Here is a 23,354-nt window from a genome sequence, read left to right as displayed (position 1 = left end):
GGTATTTGATCTCCGCCTTAGTTTTTTGAATTTGTTTTTTGCCTTAGTTCTTTGCTTCAGTTCTCCGTAATCTTCATTTGGATACGAATTTCCATTCTGGCTCGCCAATTAATCGCCTAAGCAAATCCCAATATCTCGTGCCGTTTGTATGGTATCGCCATCGAGATCAACACCCTTCATACGGCCCGCTACTTCCTCTAGTCTGACGTAGTTCACATTTGGGAAAGCGAGTGCAACCATAATCCCTGAATGTCCTTCGTCAAGCGCTCGCACGGCGGCCGCACCAAACCGCATTGCCGCGAGTCGATCAAAGGAGGTCGGGCTACCACCGCGCAAGAGATGGCCCAAAACCACGGCACGTGCTTCTTTGCCGGTGATTTCTTGAAGTTGGTGAGCCAGTTGTTCACCAATGCCACCAAGGCGCTCGACTTCGCCTAACTTTGCTTTTTCTTCGAGATAGCGTTGGCCACCTTTGGGGAGCGCGCCCTCAGCTGCCACGACGATACTGTAATTGCGTCCGGCTTGTTGGCGCGCTCGAATTTTCGCGGCAATCTTGTCGAGATCGTAGGGAATCTCTGGAATCAGAATGGCGTGAGCCGTGCTAGCCATGCCCGCATGTAATGCGATCCAACCAGCATAGCGTCCCATCACTTCCACCACCATTACTCGTTGGTGACTCTCTGCCGTGCTATGCAAACGATCGATGCAATCGGTCGCAAACGCAACTGCCGTATCGAAGCCGAAGGTGGTGTAAGTCTTATCTAAATCATTGTCGATGGTTTTCGGTACGCCAACGACGCGCAGTCCTTTACTTAGACCTTTTTGGTGGAGCACGTTGGCAATCGTCAGTGTGCCATCACCACCGACGCAGACCAATGCGTCGATATTCATTGCACGTAGGTGGTCAATGATGTCGTCGCTGCGGTCGATTTCGCGCCGAGTGCCGTCAGCATCAGTGACGACAAATCTGAGTGGATTGCCGTGATTGGTCGTGCCAAGTATGGTACCGCCAAGGTGGCTGATGCCGCGCACCATGTCTTTAGTGATGGGGAATACGCCGTTGACAGGGTATCGATCAGGCAGCAGGATGCCATTGAATCCTTCGCGAATACCAAACACCTCCCAACCCCGACGTTGCGCCGCTAGGGTGACGGCGCGAATCACGGCATTGAGCCCTGGAGCATCACCGCCTCCTGTGGAGATGGCGATGCGTTTGATAGGCTGGGTCATAGTTCGTCCTTATTCAGGAATTTCAGAGCGTCGAAGAAGTGTGTCGTTGAGTGCGCAGATCAAATTAAGCACTTAATTAAGGATTAAATCCCATTCAATGGAATCTTGAGATAACTGATGCCATTCGCCTCCGGTGGAGGTGGATTGCCAGCACGAATATTGACTTGCACGGCAGGTAAAATCAGCATCGGCATATCTAAGGTCGCATCGCGCTTTTTACGCATGGCGACAAAGTCTTCCTCGCTAATGCCGTCACGCACATGGATGTTGTGTTGGCGCTGCTCTGCAACAGTCGTGTAGAAACGCACTTCTCGTCCATTCGGCGGATAGTCGTGGCACATGTACAAACGCGTTTCGCCAGGGAAGCCCAGCAGGCGATGGACGGAGCGGTACAACATATGCGCATCGCCGCCAGGAAAATCGCAACGCGCTGTGCCAACATCGGGCATAAACATGGTATCACCAACAAAGATCGCGTCACCGATCTGATAGGCCATATCGGCCGGCGTATGACCCGGTACGTATAAGGCTTTGGCCTGCAGATCACCGATGTGAAATGTTTCATCTTCTTGGAAAAGATGATCAAACTGCGAGCCATTCACTGCAAATTCAGGTTCGAGATGGAACAGCTTTTTGAAGACGTTTTGTACTTGATCGATATGGACTCCGATCGCAATCTTGCCGCCGACCTTATTGCGCAGATAGTGCGCGCCAGATAAATGATCGGCATGCGCATGTGTTTCGATAATCCACTCGAGTCGCAAACCTTTTTCTTCGAGTGCGGTGAGTAGCGAATCGGCTGATTTAGTCTTGGTGCGACCAGATTTGGGATCATAATCAAGCACTGGATCAATTACCGCTGCAGTACCACCTTCGCGATCAAATACGATGTAGCTGGCGGTGCAGGTAACAGGGTCAAAGAAACTGAGAATATTGGGTGTCATATCGATCATCAAAAGAGTCGTGAATTGACTGGCATCATAGCAAACCATACAATGAACGCAAGACTTTGAATGAAGAGATTTGTGCTAGCGCAGGCTTTTTGGACACAGTGTTTTCGCGACAAGTTGAGACCACTGAGTTGGTAGATGATCTTCGCGACGGATCATGATGGAAAACAGTAAATATTTCGGTGATTTCTGAGATTGAAGGATCGCTCTAGCATGCATTTTTAATGCGCGATGACTCGATGTGCCGGCGCGCCCAACCGGTTGGAAAAGTATAGGAATTCGATAATGAAAAGGATGCCTCAATGGCTTTGCTGTTAGCCAGCTTGATCGGTATCGCGGTCGGCTTGATTATGGGCCTGACTGGTGCTGGTGGCGGCATGCTCGCCGTGCCCGCCTTGGTGTACAGCCAAGGATGGACGATGCAAGAGGCGATGCCGGTGGCCTTGCTCGCGGTGAGTTTAGGTGCCTTGATTGGTGCAATTGATGGACTACGTCGGCGCCAAGTGCGCTATAAGGCGGCAACTTTGATGGCCCTAGTGGGGGCGCCGATGACTTCGCTCGGTGTTTGGGTTGCGAAAGATCTCTCGCAAAAGACCTTGATGGCGGCGTTTGCTGTGGTGCTCTTGATCGTCGTAATTCGCTTGGTTCGTCAGGCCTTACGTGCTGCGGATGATGCGATCAATCCATCGGCAATCGCTTTAGTAAATGCGTCGACCGGGCGCTTCGACTGGAATATCAAAACCGCCACAGTCATTAGTGTGATCGGCTCGTGTGCCGGGTTTGCAACCGGCATGCTTGGCGTTGGCGGCGGTTTCATCATTGTGCCCTTGTTGCGGCATTTTACGAATCTATCGATGCAGAGTGCGGCGGCGACTTCATTGATGGTGATCAGTTTGGTTGGTTCAGTTGCGGTTGGTTCTGCGCTCTTACACGGCGCGCAAATCCCTATTTTGTTCTCTGCCTTATTTGCGACGATGTCGGTGGTCGGTGTCTTAGCGGGACGGCGTATCGCCAATTTCTTACCTTCTCGTATCGTTCAAATGATTTTTGCGTCCTTGCTGGCCACGGTCGCCGTGAGTTTTATCTGGAAGGTGTTGAATTGATGCAGTTGCGTGACTTACTGGAGCAAGCTCAGGCGCCTGCGCTCTTAATTGGGAATGGCATCAATCGATATCAAAGCAAAGATCAGCAGAACTCATGGGACGATCTTTTGCGACTGTTGGCCCAGCGCCATTTAAAGGACTTTAGCGGTAGCCTTCCAAGTGGCATTTCGCTGACGGAGTTTTATGATATTTTGGATCTACGCCTAGGGGCCACGCGCGCCAATAGCAAACGACGTAAGCTTCATACTTCAACATCGGCATCAACATCGTCAACAATGTCAGGCTTGAGCCAAGCAAGCAAAGCGAATGTCAATAAACCCAAGGCGCAGTCGCTGGAACGCAGCCTGCAACAGCAGTTTTGTGATTTGATGTCTGCGTGGACGCCGTTGGAACAACATCGCTACATCATGCATTGGGCGCGTGCCAGACAAGTGCCGGTCTTGACCACAAATTTCGAGCATAGCCTCAGTCAAGCCATTGATGCGCGCTTCTTTTTTGCTTGTGCGAATGGTGACGACAGTCAAGGTTTTACTGATTTTTATCCTTGGGAAGCCTATTTTTCGGATCGGGTGTTAGAGCATCCGTGCGCTGGCTTCGGCATTTGGCATGTCAATGGTATGCAGCGTTATCATCGTAGTATTCGACTTGGATTGAGTCATTACATGGGCTCCGTTGAACGTGCTCGAACGCGTCTGCATAAAGGCGCGCAGCGTTTGTCTGCGGGCACCGATCCACAGCAATGGTCAGGTGCGTCGACCTGGTTGCACATTCTGTTTCATAAGCCCTTACTGATTTTTGGTCTGGGACTTGGTGAGAATGAAGTGTTCTTACGCTGGCTGTTGATCGAACGGGCCCGCTATTTTATGAATTTTCCTAAGCGATTTCAGCCGGCTTGGTATGTGCATCCCAAAGGAGAAAAAGATTCAGGAAAACTCTATTTTCTACAAGCAGTTGGCGTCCAGGCGTGCGAATTAGAGTCTTATGATGCGCTCTACGGTGCAGAGGCATGGCGAACATTTTGATCAGTGAGGCAAGGCGTATGTGGTCGACCAAATTTTATCTTTCATTCACACGAACTTTGCGCTGTGTCAGTGTGGTTACCGGACTCAGTTTGACCATGCTGGCGGGACAAGAAGCGCTCGCCCAAGGGCTTTCAAAGAAAGCGCCATTATTCAATGCGAAGGCACAGCCCGCTAATCTGTCAGCGCTCAAAGCGGAAGTCGAAAAAATCGAATACGAGTTCGCGAACACACTGGCACAAAGAGACTTTAAAGCTTTTTCTCATTACATTGCGGACGACGCAGTATTTATCACGGGGCCGAAAGTATTAGAGGGCAAAGCAGCCATTCTCGATAGCTGGGAACACTTTTTTGAAGATCCTCAGGCACCATTTTCATGGAAGCCCGATGAAATATTGATTTTGTTGTCGGGGAAGTTGGCGAGCAGTAGTGGCCCCGTGTTTGATGCCAAGGGCGTACAGATCGCTCGCTATATTTCTATTTGGCGTAAGGACGGCAAGCAATGGAAGATTGTAATGGATCGTGGCGTTGATATTCGCCGCTGCAAAAAGGACTAAGGGCCTGTTCGTCTAGGTCGCTTAAGTATTGCAGCAATCGACAAGCGATTAGTTGATTGCATTGATGTCTGAGAATAGTAGAACAATCAACAACAAGTTGCCAGCAAGTAGAGGCTGAAAAATCTCAGGCCTTGCGCGGTTTCTTAGCATTCACATTGCCGAGAAGATTGGCTTGTTCCGACAAGCGTTTGGCGAGATTGCCGCACACCAAATCGCACAGAGCATAAATCGATTCATCGGCGATGCGGTAGAAAACGGTGGTGCCGCGCGCTTCTCTCACCACCATTCCGTGTTTCGCCAAAGTGGAGAGATGACGTGAAATATTTGCCTGTGAACAGGCGCACATCTCCGCTAGCTCACCGACATTGCGTTCACCATCGCGCAAAATGTTCAACACTCGTAGGCGACTCGGTTCAGAAAGGGCCGAGAAATATTGAGCTACGTGGTCTAACGCCAATTCCGATAAGCCTTCCATTCGGGTACATGTGTGAGTTATTGAAGTCATCATTGTAAACGCTCGCTCTGGTTTTCCGCATCAAAAATCGAGAAGTTGAAAGAAGGAGGCGCAAGCTTGAGGACGCCAGTCGCTCTTTTTCCTCTCTCTGGGAGCGCTGAATTGCAGCGCCCGTCTTGTTTCTTATGGTTCTGAAACGCTTCTTCTTTGATCAACGGCTCTATTTAACCTCGCTCTGAGCGCGATTCGAATTTTTTGGTAGTCAAAAGAAGTATTTTTCAAAAAATAACATTCTTGCCACTTGCAAATGTGAAAACAAAAAAATTTTTATTTCGTATTTGCGTAAATGCGCAAATAAGTATATGATGTGTGGCATGGAATAGCAAGTCAATAGAAAAAACAAATAGAAAGCGATGTCTCGCCACTCCAGATTTAAACCTAGTGCCGCTTGCGCTACCAATCATTGGCGAGGCAAGCTGCAAAACAGGAATAGCACTCCTGACTGGAAACTTGATCCTAAAACCGTACTTTCAAAAGATGATGGGAACGAAAATGAAGCTCGATAAAGTGATGACGCAGACTCAAAGTCAAACTTCAGGCCAAATTCAAAGCCAGACACGAACCTCGACTGGCGCGGGATTGGCATCGAACTTGATGTTGAACTCGGATTCAAGTTCAAAGCCAAACTCGAAATTGAAAGTCATGGTGACTCTACTGAGTCTTGGTTTTGCTGGCGCGGCGTTGGGACTCAGTTTTGAAAATACCGGGAAGGCTGCTGGTGCTTCGCCTAGTGTCGCGACACAAAATAAACCATCTACTGCGGCGACTGCAGTGACTGAATCGAAACGCTGGGCGACAGTGCCGGTGCGCGGTAGCAACGATAGTGCACGTTTGACGGTCGATGGTGTGGTGGAAGCGGTTAAGACCGCAGAGATTGCGCCGCAAGTGGCAGGCGTGGTGCAACAGATTATGGTGCAAGCTGGCGATCCAATTAAGCAAGGTCAGGTACTTGCGCATATTGATGCTCGCGCCGCCCAGCAAGAACTTTCTGCTAGTCGCGCCAACATCGAAGCCTTGAAAGCCAATGTTGTATTGGCCGAAAAAGATTTCGAACGACAAAAAGCCTTGTTTGAAAAAAATTACATCAGTCAAGCGCAGCTCGATCGCGCCGCGGCCGTTCTGAAATCAAGCACCGCCCAAGCGCAAGCGCAAATTGCTCAGGCCTCTGCGGTACAAACCCAATCGAGTTTTTATACGCTGAAAGCGCCGTTTGATGGCTTTGTTGCGGCGATGCCATCGGCTCCAGGGCAAATGGCTATGCCAGGTAAGCCTGTGATGACGGTGTATGACCCTCGCTATTTGCGCGTCATGGTTAACGTACCCCAAGCACGCTTGGCGATGCTCAACAAAGAGAGTGAAATGAAAATCGAATTTCCCTCTTTGCCAGCAAGTGAACGCTTTGTGAAGCCGAAGGCTATGACGATTTTGCCGGTGTCCGATGCGACAACGCACACCGTGCAAGTGCGATTTGATTTGGCCAATGCACCGAAGTCGATTGTTCCAGGTCTCTTTGCCCGGGTGAACTTGGAATTCTCTGCAGGACCGGGTGCTGCTGGAAATACGGATACATCCAAAGATGCGTTGAATCAGAGTAGCGCTCAACGTCTCTATGTGCCGCGCAGTGCGGTTGTGCGCCGCGCCGAAGTGTATGCCGTGTATGTGGTGAACGCACAAGGAAAACCATTGATGCGACAAGTTAAACCAGGTCCAGTATCGGGTGCGGAGCAAGAAATTCTCAGTGGGTTGGCGGCTGGCGAAGTGGTCGTTAGGGATGCCATGCAAGTATTTTCTGCCAAATAAAGTACAAAAAAAGCACAAGACAAAATCCCAAAACGAAAAGAGAAGAGTTCATCATGAAGCCTACTCAGCAGATCAATTCCAAAGCCCAGCTCGGCATTTCTGGTCGTATCGCTGGATTTTTTCAGATGGCGCAGATTACCCCGCTACTCGCCTTAGTCGCCTTGTTGTTGGGTATTTTTGCGGTGCTTGTGACGCCGCGCGAGGAAGAACCTCAGATCAACGTCACTATGGCAAATGTGCTGATCCCTTTCCCCGGCGCTTCTGTAAAAGATGTCGAGCAAATGGTGACGGTGCCTGCTGAACAAGTCTTAAGTCAGATTGCCAATGTCGAGCACGTCATGTCGGTATCGCGCCCAGGGCTTGCCATTATTACAGTTCAATTCGAAGTGGGTGTTCCACGCACGGAAGCATTAGTGCGTTTGTATGACACCGTGCATAGTCATCGTGATTGGTTGCCAGCCAACTTAGGTACCTTAGAACCGCTGATTAAACCAAAAGGGATTGATGATGTGCCTATCGTTTCCTTTACTTTATGGAGCCAAGCACAGGGCCAAGGGGCACTGGCCCTTGAACAAGTGGCGCATAGTGTTGAAGCTGAACTGAAACGAGTGAAGGGTACGCGCGAAATTACCACGATAGGTGGACCTGGACGCGCGATACAAATTGCTTTGGATCCCGCCAAACTAGCGGCCCACCAATTGACAGTACTCGATCTGCAAGCAGCTTTGCAAGCCGCTAATCTGGGTTTGCCTACCGGTGAATTGACCGCTGGTAATCGCACCGTGGCGATCGAAGCGGGCCCCTTCTTGCAAGATGCTCAGAGTGTCGCTGAACTCGTGGTGGCGGTACGCAATAATCGTCCGGTCTATTTGCAAGACGTCGCCCAGATTGAGGATGGAGCGCTGCCAATCACACAATACGTATGGCATGGCGAGGTGCAACATGGCCAAACTAGCAAAGCAGAATCCAAGCCTGCATCTGCGACAACACCTGGGGCAGCATCTGGGACAACAACTGAGACCACATCCCAAACCGGTGCGCATGAATATCCGGCAGTCACGATCGCGGTGACAAAAAAGCCCGGACAAAATGCAGTGCAAGTGGCCGACGCTGTGATTTCTCGCATGGAGAGTTTGAAAGGCACGGTGATTCCTGCGGATGTCGAAGTGAAGGTTTCCCGAAACTACGGTCAGACCGCTGATGACAAGGCAAAAAAATTAATTCAGAAATTGTTGTTCGCGACCTTGTCGGTGGTGGCTTTGGTCTTCATCGCTTTGGGGCGTCGCGAGGCCGCGATTGTCGGCACTGCGGTGATACTGACTTTAACAGTGACCTTGTTCGCTTCGTGGGCGTGGGGTTTCACGCTGAATCGGGTCTCATTGTTTGCCTTGATTTTTTCGATTGGCATCTTGGTCGATGATGCGATCGTTGTGGTCGAGAACATTCATCGTCATCAAGCATTGTTCCCCGATAAACGTTTGGTCGAAATTATTCCGGGTGCGGTGGATGAGGTTGGCGGTCCCACGATTTTGGCGACTTTAACGGTGATCGCCGCCTTATTGCCGATGGCATTTGTCAGTGGTTTGATGGGCCCTTACATGAGCCCGATTCCGATCAATGCCAGCATGGGGATGTTATTGTCTTTAGCGATCGCATTTATTGTCACACCATGGTTGGCACGTTTGTGGATGAAGGAAGATCATCACAGCGAAGGTGGAATAATCTCAATATTCCGCGCCAAATTGGCACCAGCATTTCAGGCAGTCTTCCGTCCTTTCCTTGACCAAACACGGGGTGCAAAGAACCGCGCCAAATTAGGTCTGGGCGTACTGGCTTTAATCGGTTTGTCGGTCTTGTTACCGGTGCTCGGCTGGGTTCAGCTAAAAATGCTGCCGTTCGATAATAAGTCTGAGTTTCAGGTGATCGTCGACATGCCAGCAGGCACCCCTGTAGAAAAGACCGCAGCCGTCCTGCGCGAATTGGGTAATTATCTGCAAACCGTCCCCGAGGTCAGCGATTATCAAGCCTATGCAGGTACTGCAGCACCGATCAATTTTAATGGCTTGGTGCGCCAATACTATTTGCGTGCAGATTCAGAAATGGGCGATTTGCAAGTCAACTTGGTTGATAAGCACCATCGTAGTGACAAGAGCCACGCGATTGCGATGCGGGTCCGCCCACAATTGCAAGCACTGGCAAGAAAGATCGACCCGAACGCTAATGTGAAAGTGGTTGAAGTACCGCCAGGTCCACCCGTATTAGCACCTATCGTTGCTGAAATTTACGGACCGGGCGATGTTGAACGTCGTCAGCTGGCGAAGCAAGTGCGCGCGGTCTTTGAAAAATCGGAAGGTATTGTCGATGTCGATGATAGTAGTGGTTTCGCATCGCCACGTAAGCTCTTGATTGTCGATCGCAAAAAGGCCGCGCAGCTCGGTATCTCACAAGTGCAAATTGTTACGAGCTTGCGGATGGGCTTGCATGGCGAAGCAGCCGCCTATTTACATGATCAAAGTAAGTATCCAGCCTCCGCTTATTTGCAATTGCCAAACTACGAACAGGGTAATTTAGATACGCTGTTAGCACTTACGGTGCGTAGTGCCCAAGGTAAGTTGGTACCCATCCGTGAACTGGTGACGGTCACTGATACAGAGCGCGAACAAGCTTTGTATCACAAAGACGGTTTAGCAGTGAATTACGTGGTGGCAGATATGGCTGGGAAATTGGATAGTCCTTTGTACGGCATGTTCAAGATGCGTAACGACTTGCACAAGATCGTCGCGCCTAGCCAGTTGGCCTTTGACGAATTCTTCATCCAACAACCGAACGATGTGGTGCGCCAGTACAGCTTGAAGTGGGATGGCGAATGGCAAGTCACCTACGAAACTTTCCGCGACATGGGCGCTGCCTATGCCGTCGGTTTGGTTCTGATTTATCTGTTGGTCGTTGCGCAGTTTGGATCCTACTTGACGCCATTAATCATCATGGCGCCGATTCCACTGACCATCATTGGTGTGATGCCTGGTCACGCTTTGTTGGGAGCGCAATACACCGCCACCAGTATGATCGGCATGATCGCTTTGGCCGGCATTATTGTGCGTAATTCGATTCTATTGGTTGATTTTATCCACGTTCAAGTGGCGCAGGGAATTGCTTTCAAAGAAGCGGTAGTACAGTCGGCGATTACACGTGCACAGCCGATTGCATTGACCGGATTGGCCGCCATGATGGGTGCATTCTTCATTCTCGATGACCCCATCTTCAATGGTTTGGCAATCTCTTTGATCTTCGGTATTTTCGTTTCGACTTTGTTGACCTTGGTGGTGATTCCTTTGCTGTATTTCGTTGCTTATCGTGGTCAGTATGAAGTGCAGGAAGAAGTCTAAGGTCGATTAAAAAATCGATCAAAAAATCGATCCGAACATTGATCCAGACGTCGATGATATGGATGGTGAGTTAAGTGAAGTTTTTTTAATGTTTTTTGAGGAGAAATAGAATGAGCTCTTGGCAAATGGTACGCGTTATTGCAGGCATTTTTATCTTGTTGAGTTTGGCACTCGGTGTTCCATCGAGTCCTGTATTTGTGAGTTCTTGGTTCTTAGCTTTCACTGCGTTTGTCGGTGCGAATATCTTACAAAGTGGCATTACCAAATGGTGCTTGATGGAGACCATCATGCGCAAACTTGGCCTGCGCGCAGGCGAGTAATTGGGGTGATACGAAGACCATACGGCGATAACAATTCGCTCATTCCAAATATAAGATTCAGGAGATTCGAATGAAACATATCGTGTGCGCGTCGTGCGGTGCCACCAATCGTGTGGAGCAAGCGCGTTTGTTGGAGGCGCCCGTATGCGGTAAGTGCGGTGAGGAAATTATGGCAGCGAAGCCGATGCCAATTTCTGAAGCCGCGTTTGCTAAGTTCGTGGCAAAGACTGAGGTGCCGGTCTTGGTGGACTTTTGGGCTGCATGGTGTGGTCCGTGTCGCATGATGGCACCTCAGTTTGAACAAGCGGCCAAGCTATTGCCAGAGTTGCGCCTGATCAAAGTCGATAGCGATGCCGCGCCACAATTGAGTCAGCAACTGGCGATTCGAAGTATTCCGAGTTTGGTGTTGTTTAAAGATGGTCGAGAAATTGCGCGTCAAGCCGGTGTGATGCCGGCCGCTGAATTGGCGACCTGGGTACGCTCGCAACTGGGGCGGTAGAAATAGCTAGGACTGGCTTATCGGATTTCGTTTGTGTATCAAGTGTAGAAATTGGTGTTGCTCTAAGAAGTCGTAGAACTTTTGTGATTGAAGTACGGGTAGGGCCATTTGAGCTGAGGATGTCTCAGAACGAGAGTGTGCTCACATTCAGATAATTTTCATCAAGATTGGAGAAGACATGGCACATATCGTCGTGATGGGCGCAGGTACGGGCGGAATGCCCGCGGCTTATGAGTTGCGCGAAAAGCTCGGCAAAGAACACCGCATTACCGTCATTAATGCGGTCGACTATTTTCAATTCGTTCCCTCAAATCCTTGGGTTGCGGTTGGGTGGCGTCAGCGCGAGGCGATCACCTTTGAAATTCGCCCCTATCTAGAGAAAAAAGGAATCGCGTTTATAGCGCAAGCAGTGAGCCGACTGCTGCCGGAAGAAAATGCGCTTGAACTGGCTGACGGAAGTCGTATCGATTACGATTTTCTGGTCATTACCACGGGACCTAAATTGGCTTTTGATGAGGTTCCCGGCGCTGGACCGCATGCTGGCTTTACGCAATCAATTTGCTCGATCGATCATGCTGAGCGTGCCTATCAGGCATATCAACAGTTCTTAGAAAATCCGGGGCCAGCGATTATTGGCGCGATGCCAGGCGCATCGTGTTTTGGCCCCGCATACGAATTTGCTTTCATTTTCAATACCGATTTGCGTAAGCGTAAATTGCGTCACAAGGTACCGATGACCTATGTCACCAGCGAACCGTATATCGGACACCTCGGGCTCGGTGGGGTGGGGGATTCGAAATCGATGTTGGAGAGCGAATTCCGCAACAATGATATTAAATGGATTTGCAATGCCAAAACCACCAAAGTTGAAGATGGAAAAATGTATGTCAGCGAGATGGACGAACTGGGTAATTTGAAGAAGGAGCATGTGCTTCCATTCAGTTACAGCATGATGCTGCCCGCCTTCAAAGGCGTTGATCCAGTCGCTGCAGTGGAAGGCTTGTGTAATCCACGTGGTTTTGTATTGGTCGACGAATATCAAAGAAGTAAAAAGTTCAAAAACATTTATTCTGCCGGTGTGTGTATCGCAATTCCGCCGGTGGAACCGACCCCAGTTCCGACTGGTGCCCCGAAGACAGGCTATATGATCGAGACCATGGTCACGGCGATTGTGCACAATATCGAATCCGATCTCGCCGGACAAGCTGCCACCGCCAAAGGTAGTTGGAATGCCATCTGTTTGGCGGACATGGGAGATACTGGCGCGGCCTTTGTCGCTTTGCCGCAAATTCCACCGCGTAATGTCAATTGGTTCAAAAAGGGTAAATGGGTACATTTAGCGAAGATCGCCTTTGAGAAGTACTTCTTACGCAAAATGAAGACAGGAAATTCTGAACCGGTTTATGAAAAATATGTCCTGAAATTGATGGGCATTGAAAGATTGGATAAATAAACTGACACCGTTATTTTGATCTTCTCATCCCGCTTGGCCAATCGCTCCAATGAGCAATGATACGACAGCCCATTCAGCCTCATGAATGGGCTGTTTGTTTTGGGGCGTTCGTAGGAGGCTCGGATTTTGAACTTTCTTGCTATGATGGACTCCAATTCCGCTTTGTATGAAGCCGAGGGCCCGAGTGCCCGATTGCATCACGCTCTGATCGTTTCGTCAATGAAGATCGGCCACAGGACTCATACATCTATTCGACCTGTTTAATTGGAGAGACAAACCGATGGCCATGAAGAAATTGGTACAGGCTTTGAGCCTAGCATTTTGCCTTTCAGTGAGTGGAGGCATTGCCCTCGCTGCCAACCCGACTGGTGTATTGCCTGCCCATGCACGTTTGCAAACGATTACCAAACCAGCGGCTAGTTTAGGCTTCGAGCTCGGTGAATGGCATGCACGACCAGAGCAGCTGACGGCTTATTACCAATTGCTGGCAAGCCAGTCTGATCGTGTGCAATTGCGTGTGGTGGGATATACCCACGAAAAACGCCCGATTTTAAATCTCATTATTACCAGTCCTAAGAATCAAGCTCGCTTGAAAGATATCGAAGCGGCCCGCGCTCGTGGTGACAGTGATACCCCAGTGGTGGTGTATTTGGGCTACAGCGTGCACGGCAACGAATCGAGTGGTGCGAACGCGGCGCCTGCTGTGGCTTGGCATTTGGCGAGTTCGACCGATCCCAGTGTGACAGAAATGTTAGAACGTATGGTGGTTGTGATTGACCCTATGCTCAACCCAGATGGATTGGCGCGTTTTGCGTCGTGGGCCAATTCTTATCGCGGCGCGACCTTGGTGTCCGATCCCAATACCTTGGAACACAACCAGAGTTGGCCGAGTGGACGTGGTAATCATTACTGGTTCGATTTGAACCGTGATTGGTTGTGGTTGCAACATCCAGAATCACAGGCGCATGTCGCTACCTTCCAACAATGGCGCCCCCATATCTTTAGTGACTTCCATGAACAAGGAACCAACGCCACCTACTTCTTTCAACCAGGTGTGCCGAGTCGCACCCATCCACTCACGCCACAGACTAATCAAGACTTAACGGTCGCCATCGCAAAATTCCACGCCAAAGCTTTGGATGCCCGTGGCGAGTTCTATTTTAGTCGCGAAGACTTCGATGACTTTTATTACGGTAAGGGCTCAACCTACCCAGATATTCAAGGCAGTATCGGCATTCTGTTCGAACAAGCGAGTTCGCGTGGGCACATACAAGATTCACGCAATGGGGTGTTGAGTTTCGAACATACCATCGCCAATCAAGTGACGACCTCTTTGACGACCTTGCAAGCGGCAGATGCTTTGCGCGATCAATTAATTGCCCACCAAAAGCAGTTTTTTGAAGATGCTAAACGCACCGCAGCGGCCAATCCCAACAAGGCCATGTTGTTTGCCGCTGATGGCAATCCGGCTCGTTTGCGCGCCTTTGCTCAATTGCTTCAGCAACATGGCATTGAAGTACACCACATGAAAGGCAGTGTCACGATTCAGGGGCAAGAATACACGGCCGCTAATGCGATCGCCGTGCCGTTGCAGCAGCGCCAGCAGCGTTTGCTTGAGGCGATTACCGAGCTTCGTACTCAATTTAAAGATAACACTTTCTATGACGTGTCTGCTTTCAGTGTGACCAAAGCGTATGACTTAGCGAGTGCTAAAACGGCCGTCGACGTGATCGGTGATGCCTATCATGCGCCTGCAAAACAAGGCTTGAAAGCAGAATCGAATATCGCCTACGCCTTTAGTTGGAATAATGATGATGCGGCACCCTTGTTGGCGACATTGAGCCAAAGCGGACTGCGTCTGCGATCCGTCAGCAAACCGATGCGTGTGCAAACGACCGATGGCCCCAAAGACTTGGGGATTGGTAGCGTGATCGTCCCGGTCGCGATGCAATCTGTGTCGGCGGCGAAGGTAGCCGAGATCGTCAAGCAAGCGAGTGCTTCGACCACAGTGGAAGTCATGGCATTGAACTCGGGTGCCGGATTGGGTGGCATTGATTTGGGTAGTGCCAGCCTGAAAACGGTGGAGCGGCCACGCGTTGCGCTGTTAGCTGGCAACGGCCTTGATCAAACCTCGGTCGGTGAATTGTGGCATTGGTTGGATACGTATTTGCGTTTACCAACCACGCAATTGAGTCTGGATCGCGTTGCTTCCACTCCGCTAGAAAAGTACACGCACATCATCATGCCCGATGGAAGTTATCGTTTGTCCGAAGAAGCAAACAAAAATCTTGAGCGCTTTGTGAAACAAGGCGGTGTTGTGATCGGGATTGAAGGTGCTTTGAAATGGGCCAATAGCCAATCGTATTTGCATACCAAACTCGTCAAGGCAGAATCGGCGAAAAAAGCCGACGGGGATGATAAGGTCGAGAAGAAGGGTAAAGAACAACGTTTGCCGTACAAGGATCAAGATAGTAATGCCGCTAAAGCTCTCGTGGCTGGCGTTATTTTTGAAACTGAGGTCGATCGCAGCCATCCTTTGGCCGCTGGTATTCCACGTGATCGTTTACCAGTGTTCCGTTCGCAAGCCGACGTTTATCGCTTGGAAGGTGATCCATATGGCACGGTGGCTGCCTACACCAGCGCACCTGTGATCAGTGGTTACGTCTCTGACGAGAATGCAAAACGCATCGCCGGTAGCGCCGCCATGACGGCCGAGCGGGTTGGTAGCGGTAGTGTGATCATGGCCAGCGCTGCACTGGGATTCCGTAGCGGATGGGTTGGTAGCCGTCGCCTCTTGGAAAATGCTTTGTTCTTCGGGAAGGCGTTTGAAAAAGCACGTACCGAGGCTGAAGAGGAATAAAGAAACGAGTCTATTCCTACTGGACACCGGCCTAATCCATCTAGGTCGGTGTCCGTATGACCGATCTTGATGAATAGGTAGTTTGGTTCGATGTCGTTGAAACTCCACGACGACAATGTGTGCAGTAACGAAAGTCTGTCGACCTGACCGTGTTCGGCGTTATCATGTCAATTCTTGAGAAGGCGCTGTGCGCCTTCGTTTCTATTTGACGCTGATAGCAGAACATCATGTCCCGCGAAAATTTCAAACCTATTGCAATTGAAGCTCCTTCCAAGAATCCTGGGTTGTTTCGGATTCGTTGTTGGGTCGATTTGCAATTAGCCAGCGTAGCGAAACCATTGCGTAGTGCTTTGCAGGATCTGCGTGGCAGGGTTTTAGATATTGGCGCTGGGCAGTCTCCTTGGCGTGATTGGTTGGGGCCCGAAGCGACTTATCATGGCTTGGATGTGCAAAGCGCGTCTGAGTATGGCATGCAGCAACAGGCAGACATTACCTACTATGATGGGACCGTGATGCCGTTTGATCATGCCAGCTTTGATGCGGCATTTTGTATCGAAGTCCTAGAGCATGTACCGAACCCTGAGTTCTTTGTGGCTGAAATTGCGCGCATTTTAAAACCCGATGCAAAGCTGGTTTTGAGTGTGCCTTGGTCAGCACGGCGGCACCATATTCCCTACGACTTTCATCGCTTTACCCGTGAGCGCTTGGAATCACTTTTTGCTTCGCATGGATTTGTCGAGATTGATATTCAGGAACGAGGGAACGATATCGCGACCATTGCGAGTAAATGCGTCGTCGTGGCGATGCGTCTTGTAAAACCTGCCCAGATGCGTTCGTATATTTGGACTTTGCCGATGGCTTTGCTATGGGCACCGATCGCGTGCATTTTACTTGGTTTAGCTCATCTCTCTTTCATTGTGCCGATCGGCGCTAAAGAAGATCCGCTCGGCTATTTTGTGACAGCCCGGCGCGCTGCTTAAGTTTTACTACAATTAAGTTTTACTACAATTAAGATTTACTACAAGCCAGCGCGCTCACCGATTAGGCTTCTTTGCGTGGTCGCGCCCGATTCAACTTCCCGACGATACCGCTCGGGAAGAAATAGACCGACAGTACAAATAAAATTCCCAGCCAAAACAGCCAGCGATCAGGATGGAAGATTTGCGCCAAGAGCGGCAGGTCGACGAGGCTTTCATTTGCCTGCGCCATTAAGTTCTTGAGGTAGTTTTGGAGAATTAAGAAGAGCGTAGCGCCAATCACTGATCCGTATAAACTTCCCATGCCACCGATGACCACAATCAACAAAATATCTGTCATGACTTCAAAACTTAACATGGTCTTGGGGCCGACATATTTGAGCCATAAGGCCATTAAAGCGCCAGCCAAACAGGCGATCACTGCAGCGATGCAGTTGGCAGCGATGCGGTAATAGACCGTTTTATAGCCTATGGCTTCAGCACGAAAGTCGTTCTCACGCAAGGCTTGCAAGGTTCTGCCGAAGGGGGAGTGGACGATGCGCAGCATCAACAAGAACAGCAACAAGGCGCAAATAAAAACGAGGTAGTAGCAAATCACTTTACCATCCACATGGCGCCCTAAGATGGGTTCTGCGAATAATTCAAAACTGGACGATAAAAGTTCTGGAACACTAAAGGTTTTACCATCTTCACCACCTGTCCAATCTGACAGCTGAGAAGCTAACACACTAAAGGAACTCGCGACCGCTAAGGTGATCATCGAATAGAAGATGGCGCGCACCCGCAAAGCAAAGAGGCCGATGATAAAGGCCAATGCGAACGCCAGCAGAATCGCTAAGAAAAGCCCGACTAATAAGCCACTCCAAGTGGCTTGTTCGCCTTGTAAGCCGAAGGCGACGCCGTAGGCGCCAATGCCAAAGAACATTGTGTGAGCGAATGAAACGATACCCGTGTAGCCCAGTAATAAGTCGTAGGAACCGACCAAAATGATATACACGCAAATGGTTGCCGCCGTATTTAAAGGGCGCGCCCCGCTCGTAATGAAAGGCGCGCTTGCCAAGCCAAGGAAGATGGCGAGTAAGACCAACTTTAGCGTTTTGCTGTGCGGCGCCGAGTTTGAAAGAAGTCGCTTGAAAACGTGTGTCAACATGCTAAATCCGATGCAGGTATCAATACTTAAAGGTCGATGAAGATGGGCGACGAAGCTGGCTACTCTTCGTCGTCTTACAGCGTGAGTGATTAGCTGGTTTTTTCATGTGAATTTCTGATCAAGACGACTAACGACGCCCCAAAGCGAATAGGCCAGCGGGACGCCACAAAAGCACCATGATCATGACAAGGATGTGAGAAATGAGGGCAAACTTAGGCGCTAGAAAACCAGCATAATTGGCAGTGAGCGCGAGTAACAAGGAAGCGATAAAACAGCCGCCAACGGAGCCCATGCCACCAATGATGACCACGATAAAGACGGTCACCATTAATTCCGCGCTCATGCTGGTGGATACCGTCTCCTTGTACAAGCCCCACATGACCCCACCAAGTCCTGCACAAGCAGAACCGGCCGCGAACACCAGTATGAAGAGGCGCTTGATGCGGTAGCCTAAGGATTCCACCATTTCTGGATTTTCAACCCCAGCACGTATCAACAGTCCCAGCTTGGTGCGATTGAGAACAAACAGCATGCTGAGAAGGATCACCAAACCGATCACGACCGCGAACAGACGGTATTTTTCGATCAAGGCATCGCCAAAGATCAGTGAGCCGCGTAGAACATTGGGGAGTGGGAAAGGAATTTGCTCCGCGCCCCAAATCATAGTGAGCAACTGTTCGGCAACGATCATGCCACCCATGGTGATGAGGATTTGCTTTAAATGTTGACCATACACAGGCCGAATAATGAGACGTTCAAATAAGACGCCCAAGAGGCCCGTCACCGCCATCGCTCCCAGAATGGCAATTGCTAACACCGCAAAATTGAGCCACACCGAATCACTTTCGGACCATGCTAGCAGTGGCGCGACGAACATGCTGGCAATGAAGGCCCCGTTGGCAATGAAAGCACCATGCGCGAAATTCATCACGTCCATCAAACCGAAAATTAGGGTGAGTCCACTGGCAATGATGAAAATAACCATGCCCATGGCGAGACCAGCGAGGCTCAAGGTCAGCCAAGTCGAAACATCACCAACCAAGGGTAAGGCAAGCAAAGTCAGGATCGGCACCAACAGCAATGGTGCGAAGTCACGGCGCGGGCGCACGATGCCCGGGGTGGATTCGTCGATCGTGGGGAGACTGTTTGATGCAGTAGATGAGCTCATGATGCCTTGCTTGGTTGATTAGTTTGTCTTCTGTTGGGTTTGTATGAAGTATCTGGTGCGATGGCAATTACCTTCGATCTGAGAATCTCGTTACGCCTTATTGATGACTCGCCATGGATAAGCCAAGCAGTCTCGTTTGCAATGCTTCGTCTTCGGCAAGCTCTTTCATGCTGCCACGGTGGACGATACGGCCGTCGTCCATGACTGCCACTTGGTCGCCTAAGCCGCGCACAAATTCAAAATTTTGTTCAACCAAAATAATGCTGGTATGGGCAGCCTTTAGTTCGGCGAAGGCATCGATCAGGTTTTGTACCATCGCCGGCGATAAACCTTTGCTCGGTTCGTCGACTAAGATCAATTGCCGAGGCTCGATGATGGCGCGAGCGATGGCGACCATTTGTTTTTGACCGCCAGAGAGATTACCCGCCGGATAATTCCAAAATTTCTTGAGCGCAGGGAAGAAGCCGAAGATCCATTCCAAACGTGCTTGGTCAATAGGTCCTTGGATAGCGGCGAGCCTCAAATTTTCTTGCACCGTGAGCGCCGAGAAGATCCCCATATTTTCCGGAACATAAGCGATCCCTTGCTGCGCAATGTCTGGTGTGGTGCAAGTATGAATCGGGCGACCTTGATACAGGATCTGACCGGCACTTGCTTTCCATAAGCCCATAATGGTGCGGAGACAGGTCGATTTTCCCGCGCCATTGCGTCCGAGCAGGACAAACAATTCGCCGCGCGGGACAGCAAAGTCCACACCTTGCAGAATATGGTACTCGCCGATATGGGTATGCACCTGCTCCAGACACAGAATATTGTCGGCCGCAGTCTGGGCTGTGGCTGAGCTGACTGAATCTGACTGCTTGGGCTTAGACATCATCGAAATAGGCATGCACTTGTTCCTACGATTTTTTCTACAACTCTGAAGTTACTTAAGTTTATTTTCTCGGGAATTCAATTCTGGACTTACGATGGTGAGACCGTTTTCTTGCGACCAAGATATGCCGTTTGTACTGCGTCAGAAGCCATCACCGCACCCGGTTCGCCATCGGCGACGAGGCGACCATCTTGCAGCACGATGATGCGGTCTGCAAGTGAGCGCACCACATCCATTTTGTGTTCGACCAACAGTACGGTTTTGCTTGGATCCGCCTTGATTTGATGGATGAGCTCAATGATGACCGGAACTTCATCAACACTCATGCCCGCCGTTGGTTCGTCAAACATAAAGACTGTGGGTTCCAAGGCCAACATCATTGCGACCTCTAACTTGCGCTTGTCGCCATGCGAGAGGATTGCGGTTTGTTCGTGGCGACGCTCGAATAAAGAGACTTGCGCTAGGCAGGCTTCGGCGCGCTCGACTAGCTCAGCGTGATCCGACCAAATCGATAACATTCGAAAGCCTTTGTGTGCCTTACTTTGCACAGCAAGTCGTACATTTTCGAGCACAGAAAGATGCGGGAAGAGGTGGGTCAGTTGAAACCCGCGGCCCAGCCCCATCTGTGTCCGACTTGCAGCGCTTGCCTTGGTAATATCGCGCCCCTCGAAAATAACCTGTCCGGCGCTTGCACTCAGTTGGCCAGATAATAGATTGAAATACGTCGTTTTACCCGCACCGTTGGGACCAACGATCACCGTCAATTCACCCGCATGAAACTCAGCGCTGACATCATCCACCGCTTTGTGTCCACCAAATTGAATACCCAAATGGCGTGAGGCTAAGCTCACTGGTTTGGCGGCAGGACTCGGGTGCGGGTGTTGCGTTGGGCTCATGGTGGCGAATTGTGGTGCGATCATATTGACTAGCTTAACGTTTGTTTTTGACAGGAACTGGAATTTCGCTAGCAGGAATTTCTTTGACCATTTCTAGCAAATCCCATTCATTCTTCTGATCTTTTTTGATCTTGAAGTGATACATGGCTTGGAGTGCCTGGTGGTCTTCTTTGCGGAAGTTCATCTTGCCTTTCGGCGTATCAAACTCCATGCCTTCCATGGCGGTAATCAGTTTTTCGGTGTCGCTGGACTTGGCTTTGCTGAGGGCACTGATGACGGCACTCGCCGCAGTGAAACCGCCGGCCGTGAACATATCAGGTGGTGCTTTGAAACGTTTGGTATGTTCACTGACCAACCAGTCGTTCATTTTATTTTTCGGGAAATCGTAGTAATAGAAAATTGTCCCTTGCGTGCCAGCATAATTTTTCCACGTTTTCATGACCGGAAGAATATTGCCACCCGGTGCCAGCGCGATGCCAAAGCGTTCGGGTTTCATGTCGGCCAATTTGTTCATTGGATTGGGTCCCGCCCAAACGATTTGGAGGATGCGCGGTTCAGGTTTGTTTTTGAGAGCGTCGAAAATACGTTGTGCCGCGGCCGTAAAATCGGTGGTGTTTTGTGGCGCATATTCCTCGTGCACGACATTAGCTTTACTACCCACCATCGCCAGCGATTCTTTGGCGGCTTTCACAGCATCACGTCCAAAAGCATAATCTTGCGCGAGGAAGGCAATACTGCCGCCGCCCTTGATGGTGCTGGCTGCTGCCAAACCATCTTGCATGGAATTGCGACTGGTGCGGAAAATGTAGCGATTCCATTTGTCCCCAGTAATGGCATCAGCAACGGCGGGTTCAACGATTAAGATTTTTTTGTATTCGGCAGCGACAGGCAGCATGGCCAGAGCAGCGCCCGAAGACGTGGTGCCAACTGCCAAATCGACTCTATCATCGCCATAGGCTTCTGCGAGCAGAGTGCGCGCCATGTCGGGCTTGCTTTGATCATCTTTGAGGATGACTTTGATCTTGCGACCATTGATTTCCATTTTACCGCCGGTCAAATATTCCAAGCCCATCATGAAACCTGTTTCAGTTTCTTTCGCATAAGACTCGAGCGCGCCGGTTTTGCCGGTGATTAAGGCAATCTTGATGTCTTGCGCTGAAGCGATGGCTGGAAAGATCAGACTGCTGGCGATGGTGCTCATGAGGAGCACGGCACTCTGCATAAAGCGACGACGTTGCGTGGGCGCTGTAGCACTAGTGTGGATGCGGTTTGATGGTGAGGTGGGAATCATAGTGTGTCTCCTTGGACGCGTCGGCTGCTGAGCTTGGTGTTCCGGCAGCTTGCGTGAAAATGTTCAGTTCGGTTCAGTTGAATTGACTTGACTTGATTTGAATTGAGTATATGTTGAGCGTTGATGTCGATGTAAGTCAAATGCTTCGTTGCGGCCTCAGAAAAAATCATCGCTAGCTTAGGATACATATTTGACGGGGCGTTTTTAGTCTAGTGTCGATATCAACAATTTTATTTAATCGCATTGTGTCAGAAAGTGTTGTAGCGCTGTTTTTGCGGCCGGTTCATTCAACATCGGCGCATGGCCGACTCCAGGCACTTCAGCATACTGTAAGCGTGGCGCTAATTTTTGCATTTCCTGTAATTGTTCTGCTTCGATCAAATCTGAAATGCCCCCGCGAATTAAGAGGCAAGTACGATTTTTGGTCAAACGTTTGAATGCCAATTTTGACCAAAATGATCTGGCCTTGAGGCGACCATTTTGCAGTGGCAGGGCAATATTGGGATCATAGCGCGCAACCACCGATCCTTCGTGATTGACGCTAAACGCTCGTTGTGCCCACTTTGCCCATTCTTGCTCGGAATTGTGTGGAAACGCGTAGTGGTTAATCTCTTTGATGTACTCGCGTGCTTCATCCATATTGTTGAGGGATTTACCTTTACCTGCATAGCCAGCGATACGCGCTAAACCCGTGTGAGAGAGGCTGGGTCCTACGTCATTCAATACGGCGGCGACGATCAGTTTAAGATTCTGCAAGGCCAAGGTCATGGTGGTGATGCCGCCCATCGACGTACCGATGAAAACAGCACGAGCAATCCCAAGCTGGTACATGAGATTGGCGATGTCTTTGGCATAGCGCATGGGATTGTAGTTGTCGGTGTTGACATCGTAATCGGACTTGCCGCGTCCTCGTACATCGACCGCAATGACGCGGCGACTTTGTTGGGCCAGCCAAGGAGCGATATCTTCGAAATCCGAAGAATTACGGGTCAGGCCGTGTACACAAATGATAGGGCACTTCGCTTGCGTTCCCACGGCTGCGTAGTCACGCGCATACAGGGTAAGTCCATCATCGCTTTTGAAATACAGTTCACTGAACGCTGTCACGGCGAAAATCCTTGAAAAAGTCTGCTGCTGAAGTGCTTACTAAAATGACTTGAAAATGACTTGAAATAGTGTGCCGTTGTATCGAACTCGATTCGGATGAGGTCGATAGAGGATAAAAAAGTGCGAGGGTCTTTACTCAGATCTCCCCAGGAACTGAGTAAAGACGAGCATGCTAAGCTCGTGTATAGACCAACCAAACA

19 protein-coding genes are annotated in these 23,354 nt (G+C 50.1%); 10 read left to right on the top strand and 9 right to left on the bottom strand.

What is annotated here, in order from left to right; genetic code table 11:
* Window positions 1-108: 108 nt before the first annotated feature.
* Window positions 109-1,230, bottom strand: coding sequence for a 6-phosphofructokinase (locus RF679_RS14470; RefSeq protein WP_309481334.1), 1,122 nt, complete (start codon window positions 1,228-1,230; stop codon window positions 109-111).
* Window positions 1,231-1,313: 83 nt separating this feature from the next.
* Entirely contained in the window at window positions 1,314-2,174 is an 861-nt protein-coding gene (locus tag RF679_RS14465) for an MBL fold metallo-hydrolase (RefSeq protein WP_309481333.1), read from the bottom strand.
* Window positions 2,175-2,482: 308 nt separating this feature from the next.
* On the opposite strand from RF679_RS14465, the gene RF679_RS14460 reads away from it, so the two are divergent.
* From RF679_RS14460 to RF679_RS14450, 3 genes are read left to right on the top strand one after another with little or no spacing between them, the layout of a single operon-like run.
* On the top strand, window positions 2,483-3,283 hold the full coding sequence (locus RF679_RS14460; RefSeq protein ID WP_309481332.1) for a sulfite exporter TauE/SafE family protein: 801 nt from the start codon (window positions 2,483-2,485) through the stop codon (window positions 3,281-3,283).
* Window positions 3,283-4,305, top strand: coding sequence for a hypothetical protein (locus RF679_RS14455; protein ID WP_309481331.1), 1,023 nt, complete (start codon window positions 3,283-3,285; stop codon window positions 4,303-4,305). Before RF679_RS14460 ends, RF679_RS14455 begins: the two co-directional genes overlap by 1 nt.
* Window positions 4,306-4,322: 17 nt before the next feature.
* A complete protein-coding gene (locus tag RF679_RS14450; protein WP_309481330.1) occupies window positions 4,323-4,859 on the top strand; it encodes a YybH family protein in 537 nt (178 codons plus the stop codon).
* A 124-nt stretch (window positions 4,860-4,983) separates the two neighbouring features.
* Here the strand turns inward: RF679_RS14450 and RF679_RS14445 are convergent, their stop codons facing one another.
* The gene (locus RF679_RS14445) at window positions 4,984-5,367 is read right to left on the bottom strand and encodes an ArsR/SmtB family transcription factor (RefSeq protein WP_373921690.1); all 384 of its coding nucleotides are present in this window, start codon (window positions 5,365-5,367) and stop codon (window positions 4,984-4,986) included.
* 498 nt (window positions 5,368-5,865) lie between these two features.
* Between RF679_RS14445 and RF679_RS14440 the strand changes: the two genes are divergently transcribed.
* From RF679_RS14440 to RF679_RS14410, 7 genes are all read left to right on the top strand, one after another.
* A complete protein-coding gene (locus RF679_RS14440; protein WP_309481329.1) occupies window positions 5,866-7,173 on the top strand; it encodes an efflux RND transporter periplasmic adaptor subunit in 1,308 nt (435 codons plus the stop codon).
* Window positions 7,174-7,226: 53 nt separating this feature from the next.
* Entirely contained in the window at window positions 7,227-10,559 is a 3,333-nt protein-coding gene (locus RF679_RS14435; protein WP_309481328.1) for an efflux RND transporter permease subunit, read from the top strand.
* Window positions 10,560-10,669: 110 nt separating this feature from the next.
* Window positions 10,670-10,879 (top strand): YgaP family membrane protein, encoded by a 210-nt coding sequence (locus RF679_RS14430; RefSeq protein WP_309481327.1) that lies wholly within the window; start codon window positions 10,670-10,672, stop codon window positions 10,877-10,879.
* Between the two features lie 70 nt (window positions 10,880-10,949).
* Window positions 10,950-11,378 (top strand): thioredoxin TrxC, encoded by a 429-nt coding sequence (gene trxC / locus RF679_RS14425; protein ID WP_309481326.1) that lies wholly within the window; start codon window positions 10,950-10,952, stop codon window positions 11,376-11,378.
* A gap of 178 nt (window positions 11,379-11,556) precedes the next feature.
* On the top strand, window positions 11,557-12,831 hold the full coding sequence (locus tag RF679_RS14420) for an NAD(P)/FAD-dependent oxidoreductase (protein ID WP_309481325.1): 1,275 nt from the start codon (window positions 11,557-11,559) through the stop codon (window positions 12,829-12,831).
* A 280-nt stretch (window positions 12,832-13,111) separates the two neighbouring features.
* Window positions 13,112-15,691 (top strand): M14 family metallopeptidase, encoded by a 2,580-nt coding sequence (locus RF679_RS14415; protein ID WP_309481324.1) that lies wholly within the window; start codon window positions 13,112-13,114, stop codon window positions 15,689-15,691.
* 227 nt (window positions 15,692-15,918) lie between these two features.
* Window positions 15,919-16,671 (top strand): class I SAM-dependent methyltransferase, encoded by a 753-nt coding sequence (locus RF679_RS14410; RefSeq protein WP_309481323.1) that lies wholly within the window; start codon window positions 15,919-15,921, stop codon window positions 16,669-16,671.
* A gap of 61 nt (window positions 16,672-16,732) precedes the next feature.
* On the opposite strand, the gene RF679_RS14405 is transcribed toward RF679_RS14410, so the two are convergent.
* From RF679_RS14405 to RF679_RS14380, 6 genes are all read right to left on the bottom strand, one after another.
* Window positions 16,733-17,818, bottom strand: coding sequence for a branched-chain amino acid ABC transporter permease (locus RF679_RS14405; RefSeq protein WP_309481322.1), 1,086 nt, complete (start codon window positions 17,816-17,818; stop codon window positions 16,733-16,735).
* Between the two features lie 127 nt (window positions 17,819-17,945).
* The gene (locus RF679_RS14400; RefSeq protein WP_309481321.1) at window positions 17,946-18,986 is read right to left on the bottom strand and encodes a branched-chain amino acid ABC transporter permease; all 1,041 of its coding nucleotides are present in this window, start codon (window positions 18,984-18,986) and stop codon (window positions 17,946-17,948) included.
* A gap of 97 nt (window positions 18,987-19,083) precedes the next feature.
* The gene (locus tag RF679_RS14395) at window positions 19,084-19,860 is read right to left on the bottom strand and encodes an ABC transporter ATP-binding protein (protein WP_373921785.1); all 777 of its coding nucleotides are present in this window, start codon (window positions 19,858-19,860) and stop codon (window positions 19,084-19,086) included.
* Between the two features lie 89 nt (window positions 19,861-19,949).
* Window positions 19,950-20,780 carry an ABC transporter ATP-binding protein gene (locus tag RF679_RS14390; RefSeq protein WP_309481319.1) on the bottom strand — a complete coding sequence of 277 codons (831 nt, stop codon included), beginning with the start codon at window positions 20,778-20,780 and terminating at the stop codon, window positions 19,950-19,952.
* A 10-nt stretch (window positions 20,781-20,790) separates the two neighbouring features.
* Window positions 20,791-21,957: a substrate-binding domain-containing protein gene (locus RF679_RS14385; protein ID WP_309484023.1), complete on the bottom strand. Its 1,167-nt coding sequence runs from the start codon at window positions 21,955-21,957 to the stop codon at window positions 20,791-20,793.
* Window positions 21,958-22,281: 324 nt separating this feature from the next.
* Window positions 22,282-23,154, bottom strand: coding sequence for an alpha/beta fold hydrolase (locus RF679_RS14380; RefSeq protein WP_309481318.1), 873 nt, complete (start codon window positions 23,152-23,154; stop codon window positions 22,282-22,284).
* Window positions 23,155-23,354: the final 200 nt, after the last annotated feature.

It is taken from the genome of Undibacterium cyanobacteriorum, from assembly GCF_031326225.1.
Classification (GTDB): Bacteria; Pseudomonadota; Gammaproteobacteria; order Burkholderiales; family Burkholderiaceae_D; genus Undibacterium; species Undibacterium cyanobacteriorum.
The sequence above is the reverse complement of the archived record's forward strand: the minus strand, read 5'-3'. Positions and strand labels throughout refer to the sequence as shown.

Excerpts from the sequence above, each read along its gene's own strand:
- RF679_RS14470 (WP_309481334.1), bottom strand. The coding sequence starts at position 1,230 with ATGACCCAGCCTATCAAACGCATCGCCATCTCCACAGGAGGCGGTGAT.
- RF679_RS14465 (WP_309481333.1), bottom strand. The coding sequence starts at position 2,174 with ATGACACCCAATATTCTCAGTTTCTTTGACCCTGTTACCTGCACCGCC.
- RF679_RS14460 (WP_309481332.1), top strand. The coding sequence starts at position 2,483 with ATGGCTTTGCTGTTAGCCAGCTTGATCGGTATCGCGGTCGGCTTGATT.
- RF679_RS14455 (WP_309481331.1), top strand. The coding sequence starts at position 3,283 with ATGCAGTTGCGTGACTTACTGGAGCAAGCTCAGGCGCCTGCGCTCTTA.
- RF679_RS14450 (WP_309481330.1), top strand. The coding sequence starts at position 4,323 with ATGTGGTCGACCAAATTTTATCTTTCATTCACACGAACTTTGCGCTGT.
- RF679_RS14445 (WP_373921690.1), bottom strand. The coding sequence starts at position 5,367 with ATGATGACTTCAATAACTCACACATGTACCCGAATGGAAGGCTTATCG.
- RF679_RS14440 (WP_309481329.1), top strand. The coding sequence starts at position 5,866 with ATGAAGCTCGATAAAGTGATGACGCAGACTCAAAGTCAAACTTCAGGC.
- RF679_RS14435 (WP_309481328.1), top strand. The coding sequence starts at position 7,227 with ATGAAGCCTACTCAGCAGATCAATTCCAAAGCCCAGCTCGGCATTTCT.
- RF679_RS14430 (WP_309481327.1), top strand. The coding sequence starts at position 10,670 with ATGAGCTCTTGGCAAATGGTACGCGTTATTGCAGGCATTTTTATCTTG.
- trxC (WP_309481326.1), top strand. The coding sequence starts at position 10,950 with ATGAAACATATCGTGTGCGCGTCGTGCGGTGCCACCAATCGTGTGGAG.
- RF679_RS14420 (WP_309481325.1), top strand. The coding sequence starts at position 11,557 with ATGGCACATATCGTCGTGATGGGCGCAGGTACGGGCGGAATGCCCGCG.
- RF679_RS14415 (WP_309481324.1), top strand. The coding sequence starts at position 13,112 with ATGGCCATGAAGAAATTGGTACAGGCTTTGAGCCTAGCATTTTGCCTT.
- RF679_RS14410 (WP_309481323.1), top strand. The coding sequence starts at position 15,919 with ATGTCCCGCGAAAATTTCAAACCTATTGCAATTGAAGCTCCTTCCAAG.
- RF679_RS14405 (WP_309481322.1), bottom strand. The coding sequence starts at position 17,818 with ATGTTGACACACGTTTTCAAGCGACTTCTTTCAAACTCGGCGCCGCAC.
- RF679_RS14400 (WP_309481321.1), bottom strand. The coding sequence starts at position 18,986 with ATGAGCTCATCTACTGCATCAAACAGTCTCCCCACGATCGACGAATCC.
- RF679_RS14395 (WP_373921785.1), bottom strand. The coding sequence starts at position 19,860 with ATGTCTAAGCCCAAGCAGTCAGATTCAGTCAGCTCAGCCACAGCCCAG.
- RF679_RS14390 (WP_309481319.1), bottom strand. The coding sequence starts at position 20,780 with ATGATCGCACCACAATTCGCCACCATGAGCCCAACGCAACACCCGCAC.
- RF679_RS14385 (WP_309484023.1), bottom strand. The coding sequence starts at position 21,957 with ATGAGCACCATCGCCAGCAGTCTGATCTTTCCAGCCATCGCTTCAGCG.